Origin of the sequence: Brevibacillus parabrevis, assembly GCF_022701015.1 — a bacterium.
GTDB classification, from domain to species: Bacteria; Bacillota; Bacilli; order Brevibacillales; family Brevibacillaceae; genus Brevibacillus; species Brevibacillus parabrevis.
In genome coordinates this window covers 4041922-4060760 of record NZ_CP064090.1, presented here as the reverse complement: position 1 = coordinate 4060760, position 18839 = coordinate 4041922, and the positions used below count along the sequence as shown (strand labels likewise).

Below are 18839 nucleotides of genomic sequence, written 5' to 3'. Positions count from 1 at the left end.
GGCATACAACCTGCCAGGAGGCGTCAAACGCCGGCGCCTCCTTTGGCAAATTTTTATGGGAGTGAGCAGGAGAAGATGAATAACATTGAAACGTATTATCCCGTTACTCCTTTGCAGCAGGGCCTCATTTTTCACAGTTTGCTGGAGCCGGAGTCCGGAGCCTACATCGTACAGATGGGGTTGAAGCTGCAAGGTCCTCTGAATATTCCGCTGTTTGAACAAGCGTGGCAGTGCCTCGTTGACAGGCACGCGATTTTTCGCACCAGATTCGTTGGCGGAAAAGTAAAAGAATACGTCCAGGTCGTCTTGAAGGATTTGAAAATTTCCCTGGTCGAACACGATCTTATTCATCTTTCTTCCTCTGAACAAGAAGCGTTTCTGCACCATTTTGCCAAAGAAGACCGCAAACGCGGTTTCGATATCGAGCAAGCGCCGTTGATGCGGCTGAATGTGTTTCATCTGGACAGTGATACCGTTCATTTTTTGTGGACGTTGCACCATGTATTGATCGACGGATGGAGTATGCCGCTTGTTTTCGGGGAAGTGTTTGCGGCGTACGAGATGCTCAGCAAAGGGCAGCCGCTGAGCCTCCCTCCGGTCAGAGTTTACCGCGATTACATTGTCTGGCTGAAAAAGCAAGATTTGCAGCAGGCGGAAGCGTTTTGGCGCACGTATATGCAAGGTTTTACCGAAGCCACGCCGCTTTCGTTCGGACGAGCCTACAAAAATCCGTACCTCGATCAAAAACAGTATCGGGAGCTGGATTTGACCGTCAGCGAGCAAACTTCCAAAGCGCTGCAAACATTGGCTCGCCAGCACCGCCTGACGGTCAATACGATCGTGCAAGGCGCGTGGGCGCTGTTGTTGAATCGCTACAGCGGCCAGGATGACATCGTATTTGGAGCCACCGTTTCGGGACGCCCGGCTGACTTGCCCGGAGTCGAGACGATGATCGGCTTGTTTATCAATACATTGCCAGTCCGCGTGCAAGTCAACGCGGAGGAAAGCGTCATCAACTGGCTCAAAACGCTGCAACAGCAGCAAGCGGATTTTCGCCAATACGAATACACCCCGCTTGTGGAAATCCAGGGGTGGAGCGACGTCCCGCGCGGCCAGTCGTTGTTTGAAAGCATTCTCGTTTTTGAAAACATGCCTGTCGGAAAATCGGGAGGCGGGGAAAGCGCCATCTCGATTGTGGACGTCTATTCCGAGGAGCAGACCAACTATCCGTTTACGCTGGTTGCAGCTTCAGGCAAAACGATCGACATCAAAGTCAAATTCGATGAAAGCCAGTTTGAGCTTGCGGCGATTGAGCGGGTAGTCGACCAGCTTCATTCGCTCTTGAGCTCGATTGCCAAAAACGCGAAGCAGCGGATTGGCGATCTGTCCCTGATCAGCGAGAGCGAGCGGCAACAAGTTTTGGTCGAGTGGAACCAGACGGCAGAGGATTACCCGAGCGGGCTTTGCATTCACCAAGCTTTTGAACAGCAAGCAGAAAAGACGCCCGATGCAGTAGCGGTCGCCTATAAAAACAGAGAGCTGACCTACGCGCAGCTGAACGAGCGGGCAAACCAACTGGCGCATCGGCTTATCCGCAAAGGGGTCAAACCGGATACGCTCGTCGGCATTTGCTTGGAGCGTTCCCCGGAAATGATTATCGGAATACTCGGGGTCATGAAAGCGGGAGCCGCCTACGTGCCGATTGACCCGGCCCATCCGCAGGAACGCATCGCCTATATGGTTGCCGACTCACAAGCGAGCGTATTGCTGACCCAGCAGTCGCTGCTGGAGATTTTGCCAGTGACAGCCGCACACGTGATTTGCCTCGACAGCGATCTTTTGGCGGATGAACCTGTTGACAACGCGTCTTCCGAGGTGACGGAGCAAAACCTTGCTTACGTGATCTACACGTCGGGCTCTACCGGATTGCCAAAAGGGGTCATGATCGAGCACCACAGCGCGATCAATTTGGCTTATGCGCTGATCGACGCTTTTGACATTCAGCCGACCAGCCGCGTTTTGCAATTCACCTCGTTCAGCTTTGACGTGTCAGTTTCCGAAGTTGTAATGGCTCTGCTCGCGGGTGCGACACTTGTCATCGAGGATCGGGAGTCGCTTTTGCCAGGCCCTGAACTGATTCAGGTTTTGCAAGAGCAACGCATTACAACCGTCTCCATGGTGTCTTCCGTTCTGGCGGCTTTGCCTGATGCTGATCTGCCTGACCTGCACACCTTGATTGTCGGCGGAGAAGCGCCGAGCCGCGAGCTTGTGGCACGCTATGCGCCAGGCCGTCAGTTTTTCAATTGCTACGGGCCGACAGAAGCAACCGTTTGCTCCACGATGATGCTTTGCCAGGCCGGGATGAACAACCCGCCGATTGGCCGCCCGATTGCCAACGCAACCGTGTACGTGCTGGATGCCAACCTCAATCCCGTTCCCGTCGGCGTGCCAGGGGAGCTGTACATCGGAGGCAAAGGCTTGGCTCGCGGCTACTGGAACCGCCCCGAGCTTACAGCCGAGAGCTTTATCCCGCATCCTTTTGGCGCAGCAGGCGAGCGGCTTTACCGGACAGGCGACCTCGTTCGCTACCGGCAAGACGGCAATCTCGAATTTTTGGGTCGCATCGACCATCAAGTGAAAATTCGCGGCTACCGCATCGAATTGGGCGAGATTGAAAATGCAATCCGGCAGCACCCTGCCGTACAGGAGGCTGTCGTCATCGCCCGCGAAGAAAAAGCGGGAGACAAGCGTCTGGCCGCCTATCTGGTGGCAGCGGGAAAAGCACAGCCGCCCGCAGAGGAGATCGCGCTTTTTCTGAAAGAGACGCTGCCTGAATACATGGTTCCGGCTGGTGTTGTTTGGCTCGATGCCATTCCGCTCACCGTCAACGGAAAAGTAGATCGTCGCGCGCTGCCCGTCCCGGATTGGGGCCAGCTTTCCACGAAGCGGGAGTATGTGGCGCCGCGCACGCCTACAGAGGAAATGGTAGCCAACATCTGGTCGCAAGTGCTTTCGGTAGAGCGGGTCGGCAGCTTCGACGACTTTTTCGAGCTTGGCGGGCATTCGCTGTTGGCTACGCAAACCGTTTCCCGTCTGAAAGAAGCGTTTGGCGTCGATTTGCCGCTGCGTGTGCTGTTTGAATGCTCGACAGTGAACAAGCTGAGCGAATGGATCGCGGCTGCTGGCGAAGACAAATCTGGGCTGTCGCGCATCCCGCTCGTTCCCGTTTCCCGCGATCGGCATTTGCCGCTTTCTTTTGCCCAACAGCGCTTGTGGTTCTTTGATCGGTTGATGCCAAACAGTGCGCTCTACAACATCCCGACAGCCGTACGCTTGCAAGGGGAGCTGGATATGGACGCTCTGGAGCAAAGCTTGCAGACGATCATCCAGCGTCACGAAAGCTTGCGCACGACGTTCACGGACCATAACGGAGAAGCCGTGTCGGTGATTCACCCCGAGATCGACTGGAAGCTGGAACGGATCGATCTGCGCGAACGGTCGGAGGAAATGCGCAATGAAGCAGGACTGCGCTTGGCGAAAGAGGAGGCGAACAGACCGTTTGACCTCGTCACAGGCCCGCTCATGCGCGCGACGATCATCCAGACAGACGAGCGTGATTTCATCTTCCTTTTAAATGTGCATCATATCATCGCCGATGGCTGGTCGGCAGGCATTTTGATCCGTGAATTGTTCCATTGCTATCAGGCGTTTGCCAAGGCGGAAGCTCCGCAACTGGCTGAATTGCCGATTCAATACGCCGATTATGCTTACTGGCAGCGCGAATGGCTCACAAGCGATGTTTTGGACGAGCAACTGTCGTACTGGCGGGCGAAGCTTGGGGGAGCAGAACCGCTGCTTGCCTTGCCGACAGATCGTCCTCGTCCCGCTGTGCAGTCTTATGCAGGCAGCAGCATCTCGTTGTTGTTCGATGACGAGCTGAGAGCGAATCTCCTTGCCTTGAGCAAAAGGGAAGGAACGACGCTGTTCATGACGCTGCTCGCAGCCTTCCAAGTGTTCCTGTACCGCTATACAGGCCAGGACGACATTCTCGTCGGCACGCCGGAAGCGGGCCGCAGTCGCCAGGAGACAGAAGGATTGATCGGCTTTTTCATCAACACACTCGTCATGCGAACCGACTTGTCAGGCGAGCCGAGCTTCAAAGAAGTGCTTGCCCGCGTGCGGGAGACGGCTTTGGGCGCGTATGCCCATCAAGACTTGCCTTTTGAAAAGCTGGTCGACGAGTTGAACGTGGAGCGCAGCCTGAGCTACTCGCCGCTGTTCCAGGTGATGTTTGTCCTGCAAAACATTCCGGTTCAGGCAGACGCGCTGGATGGAATCCGCATTTTGCCGCTGGAAGGCAGCCAGCAGGTGGAGACGACCAAGTTCGATCTCACCTTGACGATGGCAGAAGCGGCAAACGGTTTGGCGGCGACGTTCGAGTACAACACGGCGCTGTTTGAGCGAAGTACGGTGGAGCGGATGATCGGGCACTTTAGCTCGTTGCTGAAAGCCGTTGCTGCCAACGCAAACCAGGCGATCACTGCTTTGCCGCTGATGAGCGAAGTGGAGGAGCAGCAGCTGGTCCTGGAATGGAACGATACGGCTGTGGCCTACTCCACGGAGCAGCTTGTCCATGAGCTGGTGGCACAAGTGGCCCGCGACATGCCAGACCAGCCTGCTGTCGTCACGCGTGATCAACTCCTGACGTACGGACAACTGGAAGCCAAAGCGAACCAGTTGGCGCACTATTTGCAAAAGCAAGGCGTGGGTCGAGGCAGTCTGGTCGGCATTTGCGTCGAGCGTTCTGTCGAGATGGTCATCGGGCAGCTGGCGATCATGAAAGCGGGCGCTGCCTACATCCCGATGGACCCGGCGTATCCGAAAGAGCGTCTCGCCTTCATGATGCACGATGCGAGCATGGCGATTGTGCTTACGCAAGCAAAACTCAGGCAAAAACTGCCCGCAGACACGAGTCGGCTGATTTGCCTGGACGCCGATTGGGAGACGATTGCGCAAGAGCCTACAGCAGCTCTGGTCAACACAACTGCCGCAAGCGACCTGGCCTACGTCATCTACACATCCGGTTCGACAGGCACGCCAAAAGGAGTCGAGATCGAGCACGCCGCTCTCTTGAATCTGATTTTCTGGCATCAGCGGGCGTATGACGTCACGGCGACAGACCGGGCATCGCAAATTGCCGGGACAGCTTTTGACGCATCCGTCTGGGAAATTTGGCCTTATGTAACAAAAGGAGCCACCTTGTATTTGCCGGAGGAAGAAATCCGGCTTGTCCCGGAAAAACTGCGTGACTGGCTCGTCGCTTCGAACATTACCGTAAGCTTTTTGCCGACGCCGCTGACGGAGAGCATGCTCGCTTTGGAGTGGCCGGGCGATACTGCGCTTCGCTACATGCTGACAGGCGGAGACAAGCTGCATCACTACCCGTCAGAGAAGATTCCGTTCACTCTCGTAAACCAATACGGCCCTACTGAAAATACGGTCGTGGCGACGGCGGGCATCGTTCCGAAAGAGGCAGGGCAAACGGCCGCTCCCACGATTGGCCGTCCGATCGACAACGTTCAGGTGTACATTCTCGATGCCCATAGGCAGCCTGTTCCTGTAGGCGTTTCCGGTGAACTGTACATCGGCGGAAGTTCCCTTGCGCGCGGTTACCTGAATCGTCCCGATTTGACGCAAGAGCGCTTTGTCGCTCATCCATTCACGGAGAAAGCAGGGGCACGTCTCTATCGCACAGGAGATTTGGTGCGCTCCTTGCCGGACGGCAGTATCGAGTTCATCGGTCGTGCCGACGATCAGACGAGCATTCGCGGATTCCGTGTGGAGCTGGGAGAAGTGGAAACGGCAATTGTTGCCTTGCCAGCGGTAAAAGAAGCGGTCGTCACCGTTTGCACCGACAAGCAAGGAACGAAGCGCCTGGCTGCCTACCTCGTTTTGGAGGAAGGGGCGGCGCTTGCGACAGGCGACATTCGCAAAGCGCTCAAGGAAACATTGCCGGATTACATGGTTCCGGCATTTTTCACCCAGCTGGCGTACTTGCCGCTCACGCCAAACGGCAAGGTAGACCGTAAAAATTTGCCCGCGCCGGATTTCCAACGTCCGGAGCTGGAAGGAGAGTTCGTCTCGCCTTCGACAGAAAAAGAACGGCGCTTGGCGGCCATCTGGAAAGACGTGCTCGGGATCGAACAAATCGGGATACACGACAATTTCTTCGAACTGGGCGGCGACTCGATTCTCAGCATCCAGATCGTGTCCCGCGCGAATCAGGCAGGGTTGTCGCTTGCGCCGAAGCAGCTGTTCGAATACCAGACGATCGCGGAACTGGCGGAGATCGTGGAGGAAAAAGCAGCGGTGCAAGCGGAACAAGGAGCCGTCACAGGCGAGCTGCCGCTTTTGCCGATTCAGAAGTGGTTCTTCCAGCTTCCTTTGGCAAACCGCGATCATTGGAACCAGTCCGTGCTGCTTTCCATTCAGGCTGGCATCGATCCTGCGGCGCTGAAACAAGCGGTCGGACAGCTCATGTTCCAGCACGATGCTTTCCGCATGCGCTATACACAAAGCGAAAGCGGCTGGCTGCAAGCGATGGATGCGCCAAGCGAGACGATTCCGTTTCGCGTGGAAGATTTGTCCCAGCTTGCACCAGAGGAACAAGCCAGTGCCATCGAAGCGATTGCCAACGAGACGCAGACGCAACTGAATTTGCGTGCCGGGCAAGTCGTGCAAACCATCTACTTCCATCTCGGAAAAGAGGTGCCGGGCCGCCTCCTGATCGTCGCCCATCACCTGGTTGTAGACGGCGTGTCGTGGCGGATCATCCTCGAAGACTTGCAGCATGCCTACCAGCAAATCGCCGCAGGTCAAGAGGTGAAGCTGCCAGCGAAAACTACGTCCTACAAAGAGTGGGCGCAAGAACTGGAGCGCTACGCGCATTCCGAAGCGTTCAAGCATGAAAAAAGCTATTGGCTGTCCAAGTCCTCCGTCCATTCGGCTGAACTGCCCGTAGACATGCCAGATAGTGCGGAAAATACGGAAGCGACAGTCAAGTCCGTTCATTTTTCCTTGACCGTCGAAGAGACGAAAGCACTTTTGCAGCAGGTGCCGCAAGCGTACCGTACCCAGATCAATGACGTCTTGCTGGCCGCTTTGGCCAAGGCGCTCGGTCAGTGGACGGGCAAACGTTCGGTGTTCGTCAACGTCGAAGGACACGGACGCGAAGAACTGGCGGAACATCTGGATTTGTCCCGCACCGTCGGCTGGTTCACCAGCATGTATCCGGTACACCTGCAATGGGACGAGACATTTTCGGTGAGACGGGCGCTTTTGACAACGAAAGAAGAACTGCGCGCCATCCCGAACAAAGGACTTGGCTACGGCGTGCTCCGCTACCTCCATGCGGAACCGGAGATCGTCGATGCCATATCCCGCATACAAGCCGACGTATTGTTCAACTACATGGGCAAAATTGATCAGATCGTCGGCAGCGATTCCTTGTTTGGCTCGGCACCTGAGTCCAGCGGAGCGAATCTTTGCCCGAGCGCGCAAAGGCATCACCTGCTCGACGTAAACAGCGTAGTGGCAGGGGAACAGCTCCACGTGACTTGGCGGTACAGCGAGAAGCTTCATCGAGAGAGTACGATTGCGGCAGTAGCGGAGAGCTTCATGGCTGCCTTGCGCGAGATTGTCGCCCATTGCACACTGCCGGAAGCAGGAGGGTACTCCCCGTCCGACTTCCCGTTGGCTGTACTGGAGCAAAAGCAGATCGACAAACACATCGGTTTCGACCGACAAATCGAGGATGTGTACACGTTGTCTCCGCTTCAGCAAGGGATGCTGTTCCATTCCTTGTACAGCCAGGACAGCGGCGATTACGTCGTGCAATTTGCGGTCACGTTCCAAAACCTGGACGTGTCTGTCCTGGAAAAAGCGTGGCAAAACGTGCTGGATCGCCACTCCATTTTGCGGACGCACTTCGTTTGGGAAGGACTGAGCGAGCCGCACCAGGTCGTGCGAAAAGACGTGAAAGTCACGCTCACCAAGGAAGACTGGCGCCACCTGCAAGCAGATGTGCAGGACGAGATGCTGGCCGCTTTCCTGGAAGAAGACCGCAGACGCAGCTTCGATATTGCGCAAGCGCCATTGTCTCGCTGGGTCGTCTTCCAGACCAAAGACGAGGAGTATCGCTTCGTCTGGAGCTTCCATCACGTTTTGCTTGACGGTTGGAGCGTTCCGATCGTGTTGAACGAACTGCTTGCCCACTATGCTGCAATCAGTGAGGGGCGAGAAGGAAAGCTTGTGCCTTCGCAGCCGTTCTCCCAGTACATTGCCTGGCTGAAGCGCCAGGATAGGGAAAAAGCGAAGCCATTCTGGACAGATCAGCTAAAAGGCTTCCACGAGCCGACTTCTTTGGGAATGGGCAAAAATGTTGCCGCTTCGCAGCAGAAGCAGTACAAGGAGCAAAGCGTCCTTTTGTCAGAGGAAGCGACCGAGCATTTGCAAAGCGTCACGCGCGAGCATCAGCTGACGCTCAATACACTCGTGCAAGGGGCATGGGGCTGGATTTTGGGAAGCTACAGCGGGGAAGAGGAAGTGCTTTTCGGGGCGACAGGTTCAGGGCGTCCGGCTGACCTTCCCGGTGTCGAGACGATGGTCGGTTCGTTCATCAATACGCTGCCTGTGCGGGTTCCGTTGCAGACGGATGCGACTTTGCTTGCCTGGCTGAAAGACTTGCAGCGACGACAGTTGGAAATTCGCGAGTACGAATACACGCCGCTGTTCGACATCCAGGGCTGGAGTGAACTGCCGCGCGGGTCTGCGCTGTTTGAATCGATTCTCGTGTTTGAGAACTATCCGACTGTGCAAGCAGCCAAAAAAGGCGAAGACGAGGCTGCATCTGCGACATCCGGCGTTTCTCTGGAAATTCACGATGTAGCGGCAGTCGAGCAAACGAACTATCCGCTGACGTTGGTCGCAGCGCCTGGCAAACAAGTGGCGTTCAAGCTGAAGTATGACCAGGATCGCTTCGATGACGCCATGATCGAGCGCGTGTTGAACCAGATGACCCGTCTGATGGTCTATATGAGCAAATCGCCGGAGCTGCGTCTGAATGACGTCGCGTTGATGGATGAAGACGAGCGCAAGCAGGTACTGATCGACTGGAACCGCACGGAAAAAGAGTATCCGCGCGAGCTTTGCCTCCATCACGCCTTTGAACAGCAAGCGGCGAAAACGCCCGAAAACATTGCGCTTGAATACAAAGAGCAAGGCTTGAGCTACGCCGGACTGAACGAGCGGGCAAACCAGCTGGCTCATCTGCTGCTCGCCCAAGGCGTTAAGCCTGACACGACTGTAGCGATTTGCGTGGAGCGCTCCATGGAAATGATCATCGGCATTCTCGGCGTGCTGAAAGCGGGAGCTGCCTATGTCCCGATTGATCCTGCCCATCCCGAAGAACGGATCGCCTACATGCTGGATGACTCGCAAGCGGTCGTCGTGCTGACCCAAGCGGGACTTGCGGACAAGTTCACGCAAGCGGCAGCTCCGGTCATTTGCCTGGGCGAGAAGCTGTTCGCGGATCGTGCGCATGTAGACGTGGACAACATTCAGACGGATGTTGCGTCCACGAATCTCGCTTATGTCATCTACACATCGGGTACGACCGGGCTGCCAAAAGGGGTAGCTGTCGAGCATCGCAGTGCGATGAACATGGTGCAGGCGTACATCGCCTATTTCGGATTGGACGAATCCAGTCGCGTCCTGCAATTCACCTCATTCAGCTTCGACGTCTCGGTTTCGGAAATTTGGCAGGCGCTGCTTTCAGGCGGGACGCTGGTCATCGAAGATCGCGAGTCGCTGTTGCCAGGGCCGGACCTCGTCCGCACGTTGCGCGAGCGCCGCATCAGCAAAGTATCGATGGCATCCTCCTTGCTGGCTTCGCTACCTGTGGCGGAATACCCGGATCTCGCCGTGCTGGAAGTAGGGGGAGATGCTTGCAGCCGCGAACTGGTTGCCCGTTATGCAACAGGACGAAAATTTTTCAACTGCTACGGCCCGACCGAAGCGACAGTCGGCACCGTGATCAAACAGTTGACGCTTGACGACGATACCCCGACAATCGGCCGTCCGTTCCCGAACACCAAGCTGTACGTGCTGGATCAAAACCGCAAGCCCGTTCCTGTCGGCGTGCCGGGAGAGCTGTACATCGGCGGCGAGTGCCTGGCGCGCGGATATTGGAACCGCCCCGAGCTTACAGCGGAGCGTTTTGTCGCCAATCCATTCGGACAACCGGGCGAACGGCTTTACCGGACTGGCGACCTCGTGCGCTACCTGCCGGATGGCAACGTCGACTACCTCGGACGTTTCGACGATCAGGTAAAAATTCGCGGCTATCGCATCGAGCTGGGCGAAATCGCAGAGGCGCTCAGACAGCACGCAGCGATCCGTGAAGCAGTCGTGCTTGCGCGAGAAGTGCGACCGGGTGACAAACGTTTGGCTGCCTATTTGACCAGCGCCGCCGAGCGAGAATTGTCCGTGGATGAGATCAAGCAATGGCTCAAGGAAAAGTTGCCAGACTACATGGTTCCGGCGAGCTACACGTGGCTTCCGGCCATTCCACTGAACGTGAACGGAAAAGTCGATCGCAAAGCTTTGCCTGCTCCTGATTGGGGGCAAATCACGGCTGCGTACGTCGCTCCGCGCAACCCGCTGGAAGAAATGATCGCCAACGTCTTCGCAGAAGTGCTGGCCGTGGAAAAAGTCGGGATCGACGACAACTTTTTCGAGCTGGGCGGTCACTCCTTGCTTGCGACGCAGACGGTTTCTCGCCTGCGGGAAATCGTTGGCGTGGAACTGCAACTGCGCACGTTGTTTGAACACCCGACAGTCGCCGGGCTTGGCGAACAGCTGGAGCTGCTCACGAAGCAGTCATCCCGCAAGCTCGCGCCACCGATTGGAAAAGTATCCCGCAAGGAGCCGCTGCCTTTGTCCTTTACGCAGCAGCGCTTGTGGTTCCTGGAGCAATTTACGCAAAACAGCTCGATCAACAACATTCCGTCTTTCCTGCGCATCCAGGGCGAGCTCGACGTGGCCGCTTGGGAAGCGAGCTTTTCCGCGATCATTTTGCGCCACGAAAGCTTGCGAACCAGCTTCGAAGTTCGGGACGGCCGACCTGTGCAGGTCATTCAGCCGCATGGCGATTGGGCAATGACCCGGATCGATCTGCGTGCGCTGGAGCCTGCTGAACGGGAAGCGGAAATCAAGCGCCTGGCAGAACAGGCGATTGTCCAGCCATTTGACTTGACCAAAGGGCTGCTGCTCCGGGCGAGTCTGGTTCAGCTCGATGCCAACGACTTCGTTTTCCTGTTCGTCATGCACCACATTGCGTCAGACGGATGGTCGATGGGAATTTTGCTGAGTGAGCTTATGACCAACTACAAGGCTTTTCGTCAGGGAGAAGCGTCACCGCTTGGGGAATTGCCGATCCAGTACGCGGATTTCGCCGTCTGGCAACGGGAATGGCTGAGCGGAGAAGTTCTCGCTGAACAGCTCGGCTACTGGCGAGAAAAATTGAAGGGCAGCGAGCCGCTTTTGCAACTGCCGACAGACCGCCCGCGCCCGCCCGTCCAGACGTACGAAGGGGAGAAAATGTCCGTCCAGTTTGAAGCGGAGCTTTTGGAACAATTGCAAAGCCTGAGCCGAAAAGAAGGGGCAACCTTGTTCATGACGCTCTTTGCCGCGTTCCAAACTTTGCTGTACCGCTACACCAACCAGGACGACATTCTCGTCGGAACGCCGATTGCCGGACGCAACAAGCAAGAGACGGAGCAGTTGATCGGCTACTTCATCAATACACTCGTCCTGCGCACGGACATGTCCGGCCACCCAAGCTTCCGCGAGCTGCTTGCGCGCGTTCGCGAAACCGCGCTGGAAGCTTATGCGCATCAGGATGTTCCGTTTGAAAAACTGCTGGACGAGCTGCAACTGGAGCGCAGCATGAGCTACTCTCCGCTGTTCCAGGTGATGTTTATTTTGCAAAACATCCCGGTACAGGCTGAACCTGCTGGCGACATTCAACTGAGCAGCTTTGACCTTGAGCTGGGCGCTGTCACCTCGAAGTTCGACATGACGGTGACGATGGTGGAAACACCGGACGGACTGCTTGCCACGCTAGAGTACAACAAGGCTCTGTTTGACAGCAGCACGATCACTCGCATGGTCGAGCACTTCCACAAACTGATGGAAGAGATCGTAGCGAACCCGGATCAGTCGATTACGTTGCTTCCGCTTATGCGCGAGGAAGAGGAGCAGCTGCTGATTACGGAATGGAACCGCACGGAAGTACCGTATTCGCGGGAAAAATGCGTCCATGAAATGATCGAGGAAATGGTGAGCAAAGCACCGGACAGCATCGCCTTGATCGTGGGTGAGCAGCGCGTAACGTACGGCGAGTTGAACAGGCAGGCGAACCAACTGGCGCATTATTTGCGCAAGCAGGGAGTTGGCCCGGAAGTGCTCGTCGGCATATGCGCAGAGCGGACGGTCGAAATGATGATCGGACTTTTGGCGATCCTCAAGGCTGGCGGCGCTTATGTGCCTATCGATCCGGCGTATCCGGCAGAGCGGATTGCCTACATCATCGGGCATTCGCAAATTCCGGTTCTGCTTACGCAAGAACATCTGCTGCCGACGCTGCCTGAGCACCAGGCCAACGTCATTTGCCTGGATCGCGATTGGGCAACGGTAGCGGTTGAGTCCGAGGAAAATCCAGGCAAGCTTGCGACCTCCGACAATTTGATCTACGTCATTTACACATCAGGCTCTACCGGCAATCCAAAAGGGGTGGCACTCGAACACCGCAGCGTGATTTACTTCCTCTCTTGGGCGCATGACACTTATACGCCTGAGGAGATGAGCGGCGTCCTGTTCTCCACGTCGATCTGCTTCGACTTGTCTGTGTACGAGATGTTTGCCACCTTGACCATGGGCGGCAAAGTGATCATGGCGGAAAATGCCTTGCAATTGCCAGCCTTGCCAGCAGCCGATCAGGTGACGCTCGTCAATACAGTGCCATCGGCCGCGACAGAGCTTGTCCGCATGAAGGGCATACCCGCTTCGGTGCGAGTCATCAACTTGTGCGGCGAGCCGCTTTCCAACCGATTGGCACAAGAGCTGTACGCCTTCCCGCACGTGGAAAAAGTGTTCAATCTGTACGGGCCGACGGAAGACACCGTTTACTCCACACACGCGATCGTGACAAAAGGAGCGACGAACGAACCGCTAATCGGCAGACCGCAGTTCAATACGCACGTCTTCGTGCTGGACAGCCACCGCAAGCCTGTGCCAGTAGGGGTGCCGGGGGAATTGTACCTCAGCGGTTCCGGCTTGGCGCGCGGCTACTTGCACCGCCCTGATCTGACCGCAGAACGTTTTGTGCAAAATCCGTTCCGCGAACCGGGAGCGAGAATGTACCGGACTGGCGACCTCGTGCGCTACTTGCCGGACGGAAATCTCCAGTTTGTCGGCCGCGTCGATTACCAGGTGAAAATCCGTGGCTACCGCATCGAGCTGGGCGAAATCGAGTCCGTGCTGAACCGCTTCCCGGGCGTCAAAGAGGTCGTGCTGCTCGCCCGTGAAGATCGGGAAGGCGACAAGTGCCTGGTTGCGTACATCGTGTTCGAGGCCGATTGCACAAGCAAGATTCACGATCTGAATCACTTTTTGGCCGACAAGCTGCCAGCGTACATGATTCCGCAGCATTACATGATTTTGGACAGCTTGCCGAAGACGCCAAATGGCAAGCTCGATCGCAAAGCGCTGCCGAAGCCGGAATACGACCGCTCGGAAGCGGGAGTCGAATACGTCGCGCCGCAAACGCCAGTGGAAATCATGCTGCACGCGCATTGGGCTGCGGTGCTGGAAATGGAAACGATCGGCGTGCACGACAATTTCTTTGAGATCGGCGGACACTCGCTGCTCGCTACGCAACTGATTTTTAAAGTGCGCGAAGAGCTGCAACTGGAAGTGCCGTTGCGCATCTTGTTCGAGACGCCGACGATCGCGGGGATGGCCAAGACGATCGAGGAAATTATCAAACACGGTTTGACGTCCGTTTCCCAGGAGATCGACGCCAAAGGTCTTCAGGATGAAGTCGCGCTCGATCCGGCGATTTTGGCCGAACAGCCGTACGAAGGCGACCCGAGCCAGTTCCAGGCGGCATTATTGACAGGAGCTACAGGCTTCCTCGGAGCCTTCCTGCTGCGCGACCTGTTGCAGATGACAGATGCAGACATTTACTGCCTCGTTCGCGCTTCTGGCGAAGAAGAAGGACTGGTCCGCCTGCGCAAAACGTTGCAGCTGTACGAGCTGTGGGATGAAGCTCAGGCACACAGAATCATTCCGGTAATCGGCGATTTGGCTCAGCCGCGACTCGGGCTGTCTGCCGGGCAGTTTGACGCGCTGGCCGCAACAGTCGATGTCATCTACCACAACGGCGCCTTGGTCAACTTCGTTTATCCGTACGCCGCCTTGAAAAAGGCAAACGTCATCGGCACGGAGGAAATTATTCGCCTGGCTGCGGCCAAAAAGACCAAGCCTGTCCACTTCGTCTCGACGATTTTCACCTTTGCCTCGGAGGAAGGCGAGGAATCCGTCGCTGTTCGCGAGGAAGACATGCCGGAGAACAGCCGCATCCTCACTTCCGGCTATACGCAGAGCAAATGGGTCGCCGAGCACATCGTCAACCTGGCTCGCCAGCGCGGTATTCCGACAGCGATCTACCGTTGCGGCCGGATGACGGGCGACAGCGAAACAGGGGCATGCCAAAAAGACGACCTGATGTGGAGAATTGCCGCCGGAATCATCGATTTGGGCAAAGCTCCTGACATGAGCGGCGATTTGGACATGATGCCAGTCGATTTTGCAAGTAAAGGAATCGTTCACCTCTCCATGACCGAGCACAGCGTGAACAGCAACTTCCACCTGCTCAATCCGAACGCAACCGATTACGACGACTTGATCGCAGCCATCGAGAACAAAGGCTTTGAGCTGGAACGAGTCACGATGGACGAATGGATCGAAGCCGTGCAGGAAGACGCGAAGGACAAAGGCATGGACGCCAACTCGGCCGCACCGCTCGGCAATCTGTTCTCGGACGGTCACAGCAGCAGGGGCAGCGTCGTTTACGTCGGCAATAAAACGACTCGTCTGTTGCGCCAGGCTGACATCGAGTGCCCGGAAATCGACGAAGAAGTGTTTGCGAAAGTTCTCGATTACTTTGCCAGAACCGGTCAATTGCGTGTGACACAAAATACACGGAACTGACACAAAAACAGTCCACCCGACATCTCGATACAGGATGTTGGGTGGAAAAAAATGAAATTAATGGTAAACTTTAAATAACTATAAAATTTGGAGGTTTTATCCATGGAAGTAGATATGCAGCTCCTCGCTCCGCTGATTGGGATTCAATTGCTCCTGATGGTGATCGCGCTGATTGATCTTGTTCGCCGCGATGCCGGGAGAGTGGCGGGCGGAAAAAAATGGCCGTGGGCGCTCGGCATCATCTTTATCAATACGTTGGGGCCTATTGTGTATTTCTTTGTCGGCCGAAAAGACTAGCCCAAGAAACGAAGAAAGGGTTGACCTTCTTTGCGAGTAATCGAATGCGACGGCCTCACCAAGGAATACAAGGACCATAAAGCGCTCAAGAACGTTACTTTTTCCATCGACAATATCGGCTGCATCGGGTTCCTCGGGGGAAATGGCGCGGGGAAAACGACGACGATTCGCGTTTTGACTGGCCTGGCCGCACCGACAGCTGGAAAAGTGAAAGTGGTCGGCTACGACGTCGTAACCGAACGCAACAAAGTTACCAGTGAAGTAGGCTACTGCCCGCAAATTCCTGCCTTTTACAACTACATGACAGCAGTGGAGTGGATGCACTGGGTTGGCAAACTGTACGGATTGGACAAGCATACGATTGCGCAGCGCACGGATGAACTGCTGGAACTGTGCGGAATTAATGAAGCGCGCAATCGTCCGATCAGCGGCTACAGCGGGGGAATGAAGCAGCGTCTGGGAATTGCCCAGGCGCTGATCCACAACCCGAAGCTGCTCGTCCTCGACGAACCCGTTTCCGCTCTCGACCCCATGGGGCGGCATGACGTCTTGCTCCTGATCGAAAAGCTGAAACGGCACATGACGGTCTTCATGTCGACACACATCCTGGATGACGTCGAGAGAATCGCCGACCATATCGTGATCATCAAGGACGGCACGGTGCTTTTGTCATCCAGTCTGGAGGAGCTGCGGGCCAGCCATGTAGAGCCGTTGATCGAGTTCAAGCTGGATCAGGAGGACATCGATTTGGCGGACGTGCTGGACGGGCTTGCCTGGGTGAAAGAGTGGAGTCAGGATGGCGGCGTTTACAAGGTTTTCGCCAATGACATGCCGCAAGCCAAGGCTCGTCTGCCGCACATCGTTCTGGAATCTGGCGGGACGCTTGCGTATTATCGCCTGTCGGCATTGACCCTTCAGGATATTTTCCTCAAGGTGGTGAACAACGGATGACTTCCTACCCGATGATCCGCAAAGAATTTCATGAATTGATGAAGACCTACAAAATTCTCATCGTCCCGATCGTGTTTATCGCTTTGATGATCACGCAGCCGATCACGATGAAAATGCTGCCGGAAATTTTGGCCAATTCTACGGGACTGCCAAAAGGGACGGTCATCAATATCCCCACCCCGTCTGCTCCGGAAGTGCTCTCGACGGCGATCAGCAAATTCAGCTCGCTGGGCACGTTCGTGCTGATTCTCGTCGCGATGGGAACGATTGCCGGAGAAAAAGCGTCCGGGGTCGCCTCCATGGTATTCGTCAAGCCAGTCAGCCGGGCCAAGTATTACCTCGCCAAAGCCGTCACTTATTACGCCTTGACCATCGGCAGCATGCTGATCGGAATCGGGATCACCGCATACTACACGCAGCTGCTTTTCGGCCAACTCGATTGGGCGCACGTGTGGCTCGGTACGCTCCTTTACATACCGAACTTATTGCTTGTCGTAACGACGACAATTTGCGCCTCCAGCTTTTTCAACAACGCTGTCGGCGCTGGCGGGGCCTCGCTGCTTTTCAACATCGTGATTTTTACCGTGCCGCAGTTTCTCGGCAAGTTTTTGGACATGGTGTCACCGGGCGGACTGACAAACGCCGCGATCATGATGATCCAGGAAAACTCGACAATTGCCGAAGCCGCCATTACAGCTGTGCCGGGGCTTGCAGGCGTCTTGACGCTCAACTTCGTCTTTTTCTTCATGGGCTGGTACTTGCTGGAACGATCTGAAATCTAGGTGGGGGGCGTCGCTGTGGAACACTTTTGGCTAATCTGGGTGATCAGCGTCTTGTGTGCTCTAGGGATCATCCCGATTCAGTTCAGAACGATTCGCCAGCAAGTGCAGCTGCAAGCAGAGATGCATCCTGCCAGCAACAGCAAGGTTCCGCCAGTGCCTGTCATGGTTGCGCTGACGATGATTCAGACCTGCGTCATTCTCGCTATCGCGACTGCTGCAGGCTTGTGGCTCCTGCCTGCAACTGAGCTTCGGCTGTTTGTGCTCGATCACTGGTCGTCCGGGGCGGCGCTGCCTTTTTCCATGCAAAGCTTTTGGGCGGTGTCGCTTGGATCGGGCATCGCAGTAGGACTCGTGGTCAAATGGCTGGACCACTGCTTTTTCCAGCCGCACATGATGGCGAAAAGAGGCAAGGAGCCGATCTCGTCGCGGCTGCTCGGTGTCCTCTCGTCTTTTTACGGAGGGTTCTGCGAAGAAGTGCTCATGCGGCTCGGCGTCATGACGGTTGTCGTATTTTTGGCACAGAAGCTCGGTCTTGCAGACACCGCCTACTGGCTGGGCATTGGGGTTGCGGCTCTCGCTTTTGCTTGCGCCCACCTCCCGGCGAATTTCATGACGTACGGAAAAGGCAAAGTCGTCACGCTGTGGACACTGCTTTTGAACGGCATCATGGGCATCCTGTTTGGCTGCCTGTTCTGGCAATACGGCTTGGAAGCTGCCATCATCAGTCATTTCAGCGCAGATATCGTGCTGCATGTGATTTTCAAAAAAAGCAGAAAGTAGGGAAGCAAATGCTCGTAGTAACAACCGAAAACATTCCAGGTTATCGCATCGTTGAAGTGAAAGGAACGACATTCGGCCTGATCGTTCGCGCGCGAGGAATCGGCGGAGACATCATGGCTGGGCTGCGTTCTGTCGTCGGCGGAGAAATCAAGGAATATACCGTTCTGTTGGAAGATGCGCGCAAACAGGCGCTCGATCGCATGATCAAAAACGCCAACGCGATGGGAGCAAACGCTGTCGTCATGTTCCGCTACGACTCGGGAAGCATGGGGAACATGGGCGAAGTCGTCGCGTACGGCACAGCGGTCGTCGTTGAAAAGGTGTAGTGGATGATTTTTTTCGTCTATTACCTCATTTTTCAGGTCGTGCTCCTGCTCGTTCTGTTGATCTTGTCGAAAATCAAGGACAAGCGGCTGCACGAAGACCATGGAGAAGAAATCCCGCCCGGATTTGAGTGGACGAACGAAGTGAATATCGACCCCGTCTCGCAGGAAAAGCGCCGCGTCTACTACAATCCGAAGACAGGGGATCGGTATTACCGGATTGAGAAATGATTGGTTTGGATAGATTTCCGGTTGGAAAGAGCGGTCTTTTTGCAGGCTGGTTTGTTGAGGAACCCCGTGGGTAAACGGGGTTTCTTTTTTTATGGGTTATTTTCTACAAGTCGTTTTTGTCGAAAAAATTCTATTAATGTCG

General features: G+C 55.7%; 7 protein-coding genes. All 7 read left to right on the top strand.

Features of this window, described 5'->3' with window-relative positions; genetic code table 11:
* Positions 1 to 75 precede the first annotated feature (75 nt).
* The 7 genes from lgrD to IRJ17_RS18515 all read left to right on the top strand — a co-directional run bounded on the left by lgrD (position 76) and on the right by IRJ17_RS18515 (position 18697).
* The gene (lgrD, locus tag IRJ17_RS18545; RefSeq protein ID WP_242771481.1) at positions 76 to 15333 is read left to right on the top strand and encodes a linear gramicidin non-ribosomal peptide synthetase LgrD; all 15258 of its coding nucleotides are present in this window, start codon (positions 76 to 78) and stop codon (positions 15331 to 15333) included.
* Positions 15334 to 15435: 102 nt separating this feature from the next.
* Positions 15436 to 15630, top strand: coding sequence for a PLD nuclease N-terminal domain-containing protein (locus IRJ17_RS18540; RefSeq protein WP_063231004.1), 195 nt, complete (start codon positions 15436 to 15438; stop codon positions 15628 to 15630).
* Between the two features lie 30 nt (positions 15631 to 15660).
* The gene (locus IRJ17_RS18535; protein WP_122963280.1) at positions 15661 to 16581 is read left to right on the top strand and encodes an ABC transporter ATP-binding protein; all 921 of its coding nucleotides are present in this window, start codon (positions 15661 to 15663) and stop codon (positions 16579 to 16581) included.
* Positions 16578 to 17363, top strand: coding sequence for an ABC transporter permease (locus tag IRJ17_RS18530; RefSeq protein ID WP_173598776.1), 786 nt, complete (start codon positions 16578 to 16580; stop codon positions 17361 to 17363). The genes IRJ17_RS18535 and IRJ17_RS18530 overlap by 4 nt, the downstream gene beginning before the upstream one ends.
* 15 nt (positions 17364 to 17378) lie before the next feature.
* Complete coding sequence (locus tag IRJ17_RS18525) at positions 17379 to 18143, top strand: CPBP family intramembrane glutamic endopeptidase (RefSeq protein ID WP_173598777.1); 765 nt, start codon at positions 17379 to 17381, stop codon at positions 18141 to 18143.
* Between the two features lie 8 nt (positions 18144 to 18151).
* Entirely contained in the window at positions 18152 to 18469 is a 318-nt protein-coding gene (locus tag IRJ17_RS18520) for a heavy metal-binding domain-containing protein (RefSeq protein WP_122963277.1), read from the top strand.
* A 3-nt stretch (positions 18470 to 18472) separates the two neighbouring features.
* Positions 18473 to 18697, top strand: a complete 225-nt coding sequence (locus tag IRJ17_RS18515) for a hypothetical protein (RefSeq protein WP_063230999.1) — start codon at positions 18473 to 18475, stop codon at positions 18695 to 18697.
* Positions 18698 to 18839 lie beyond the last annotated feature (142 nt).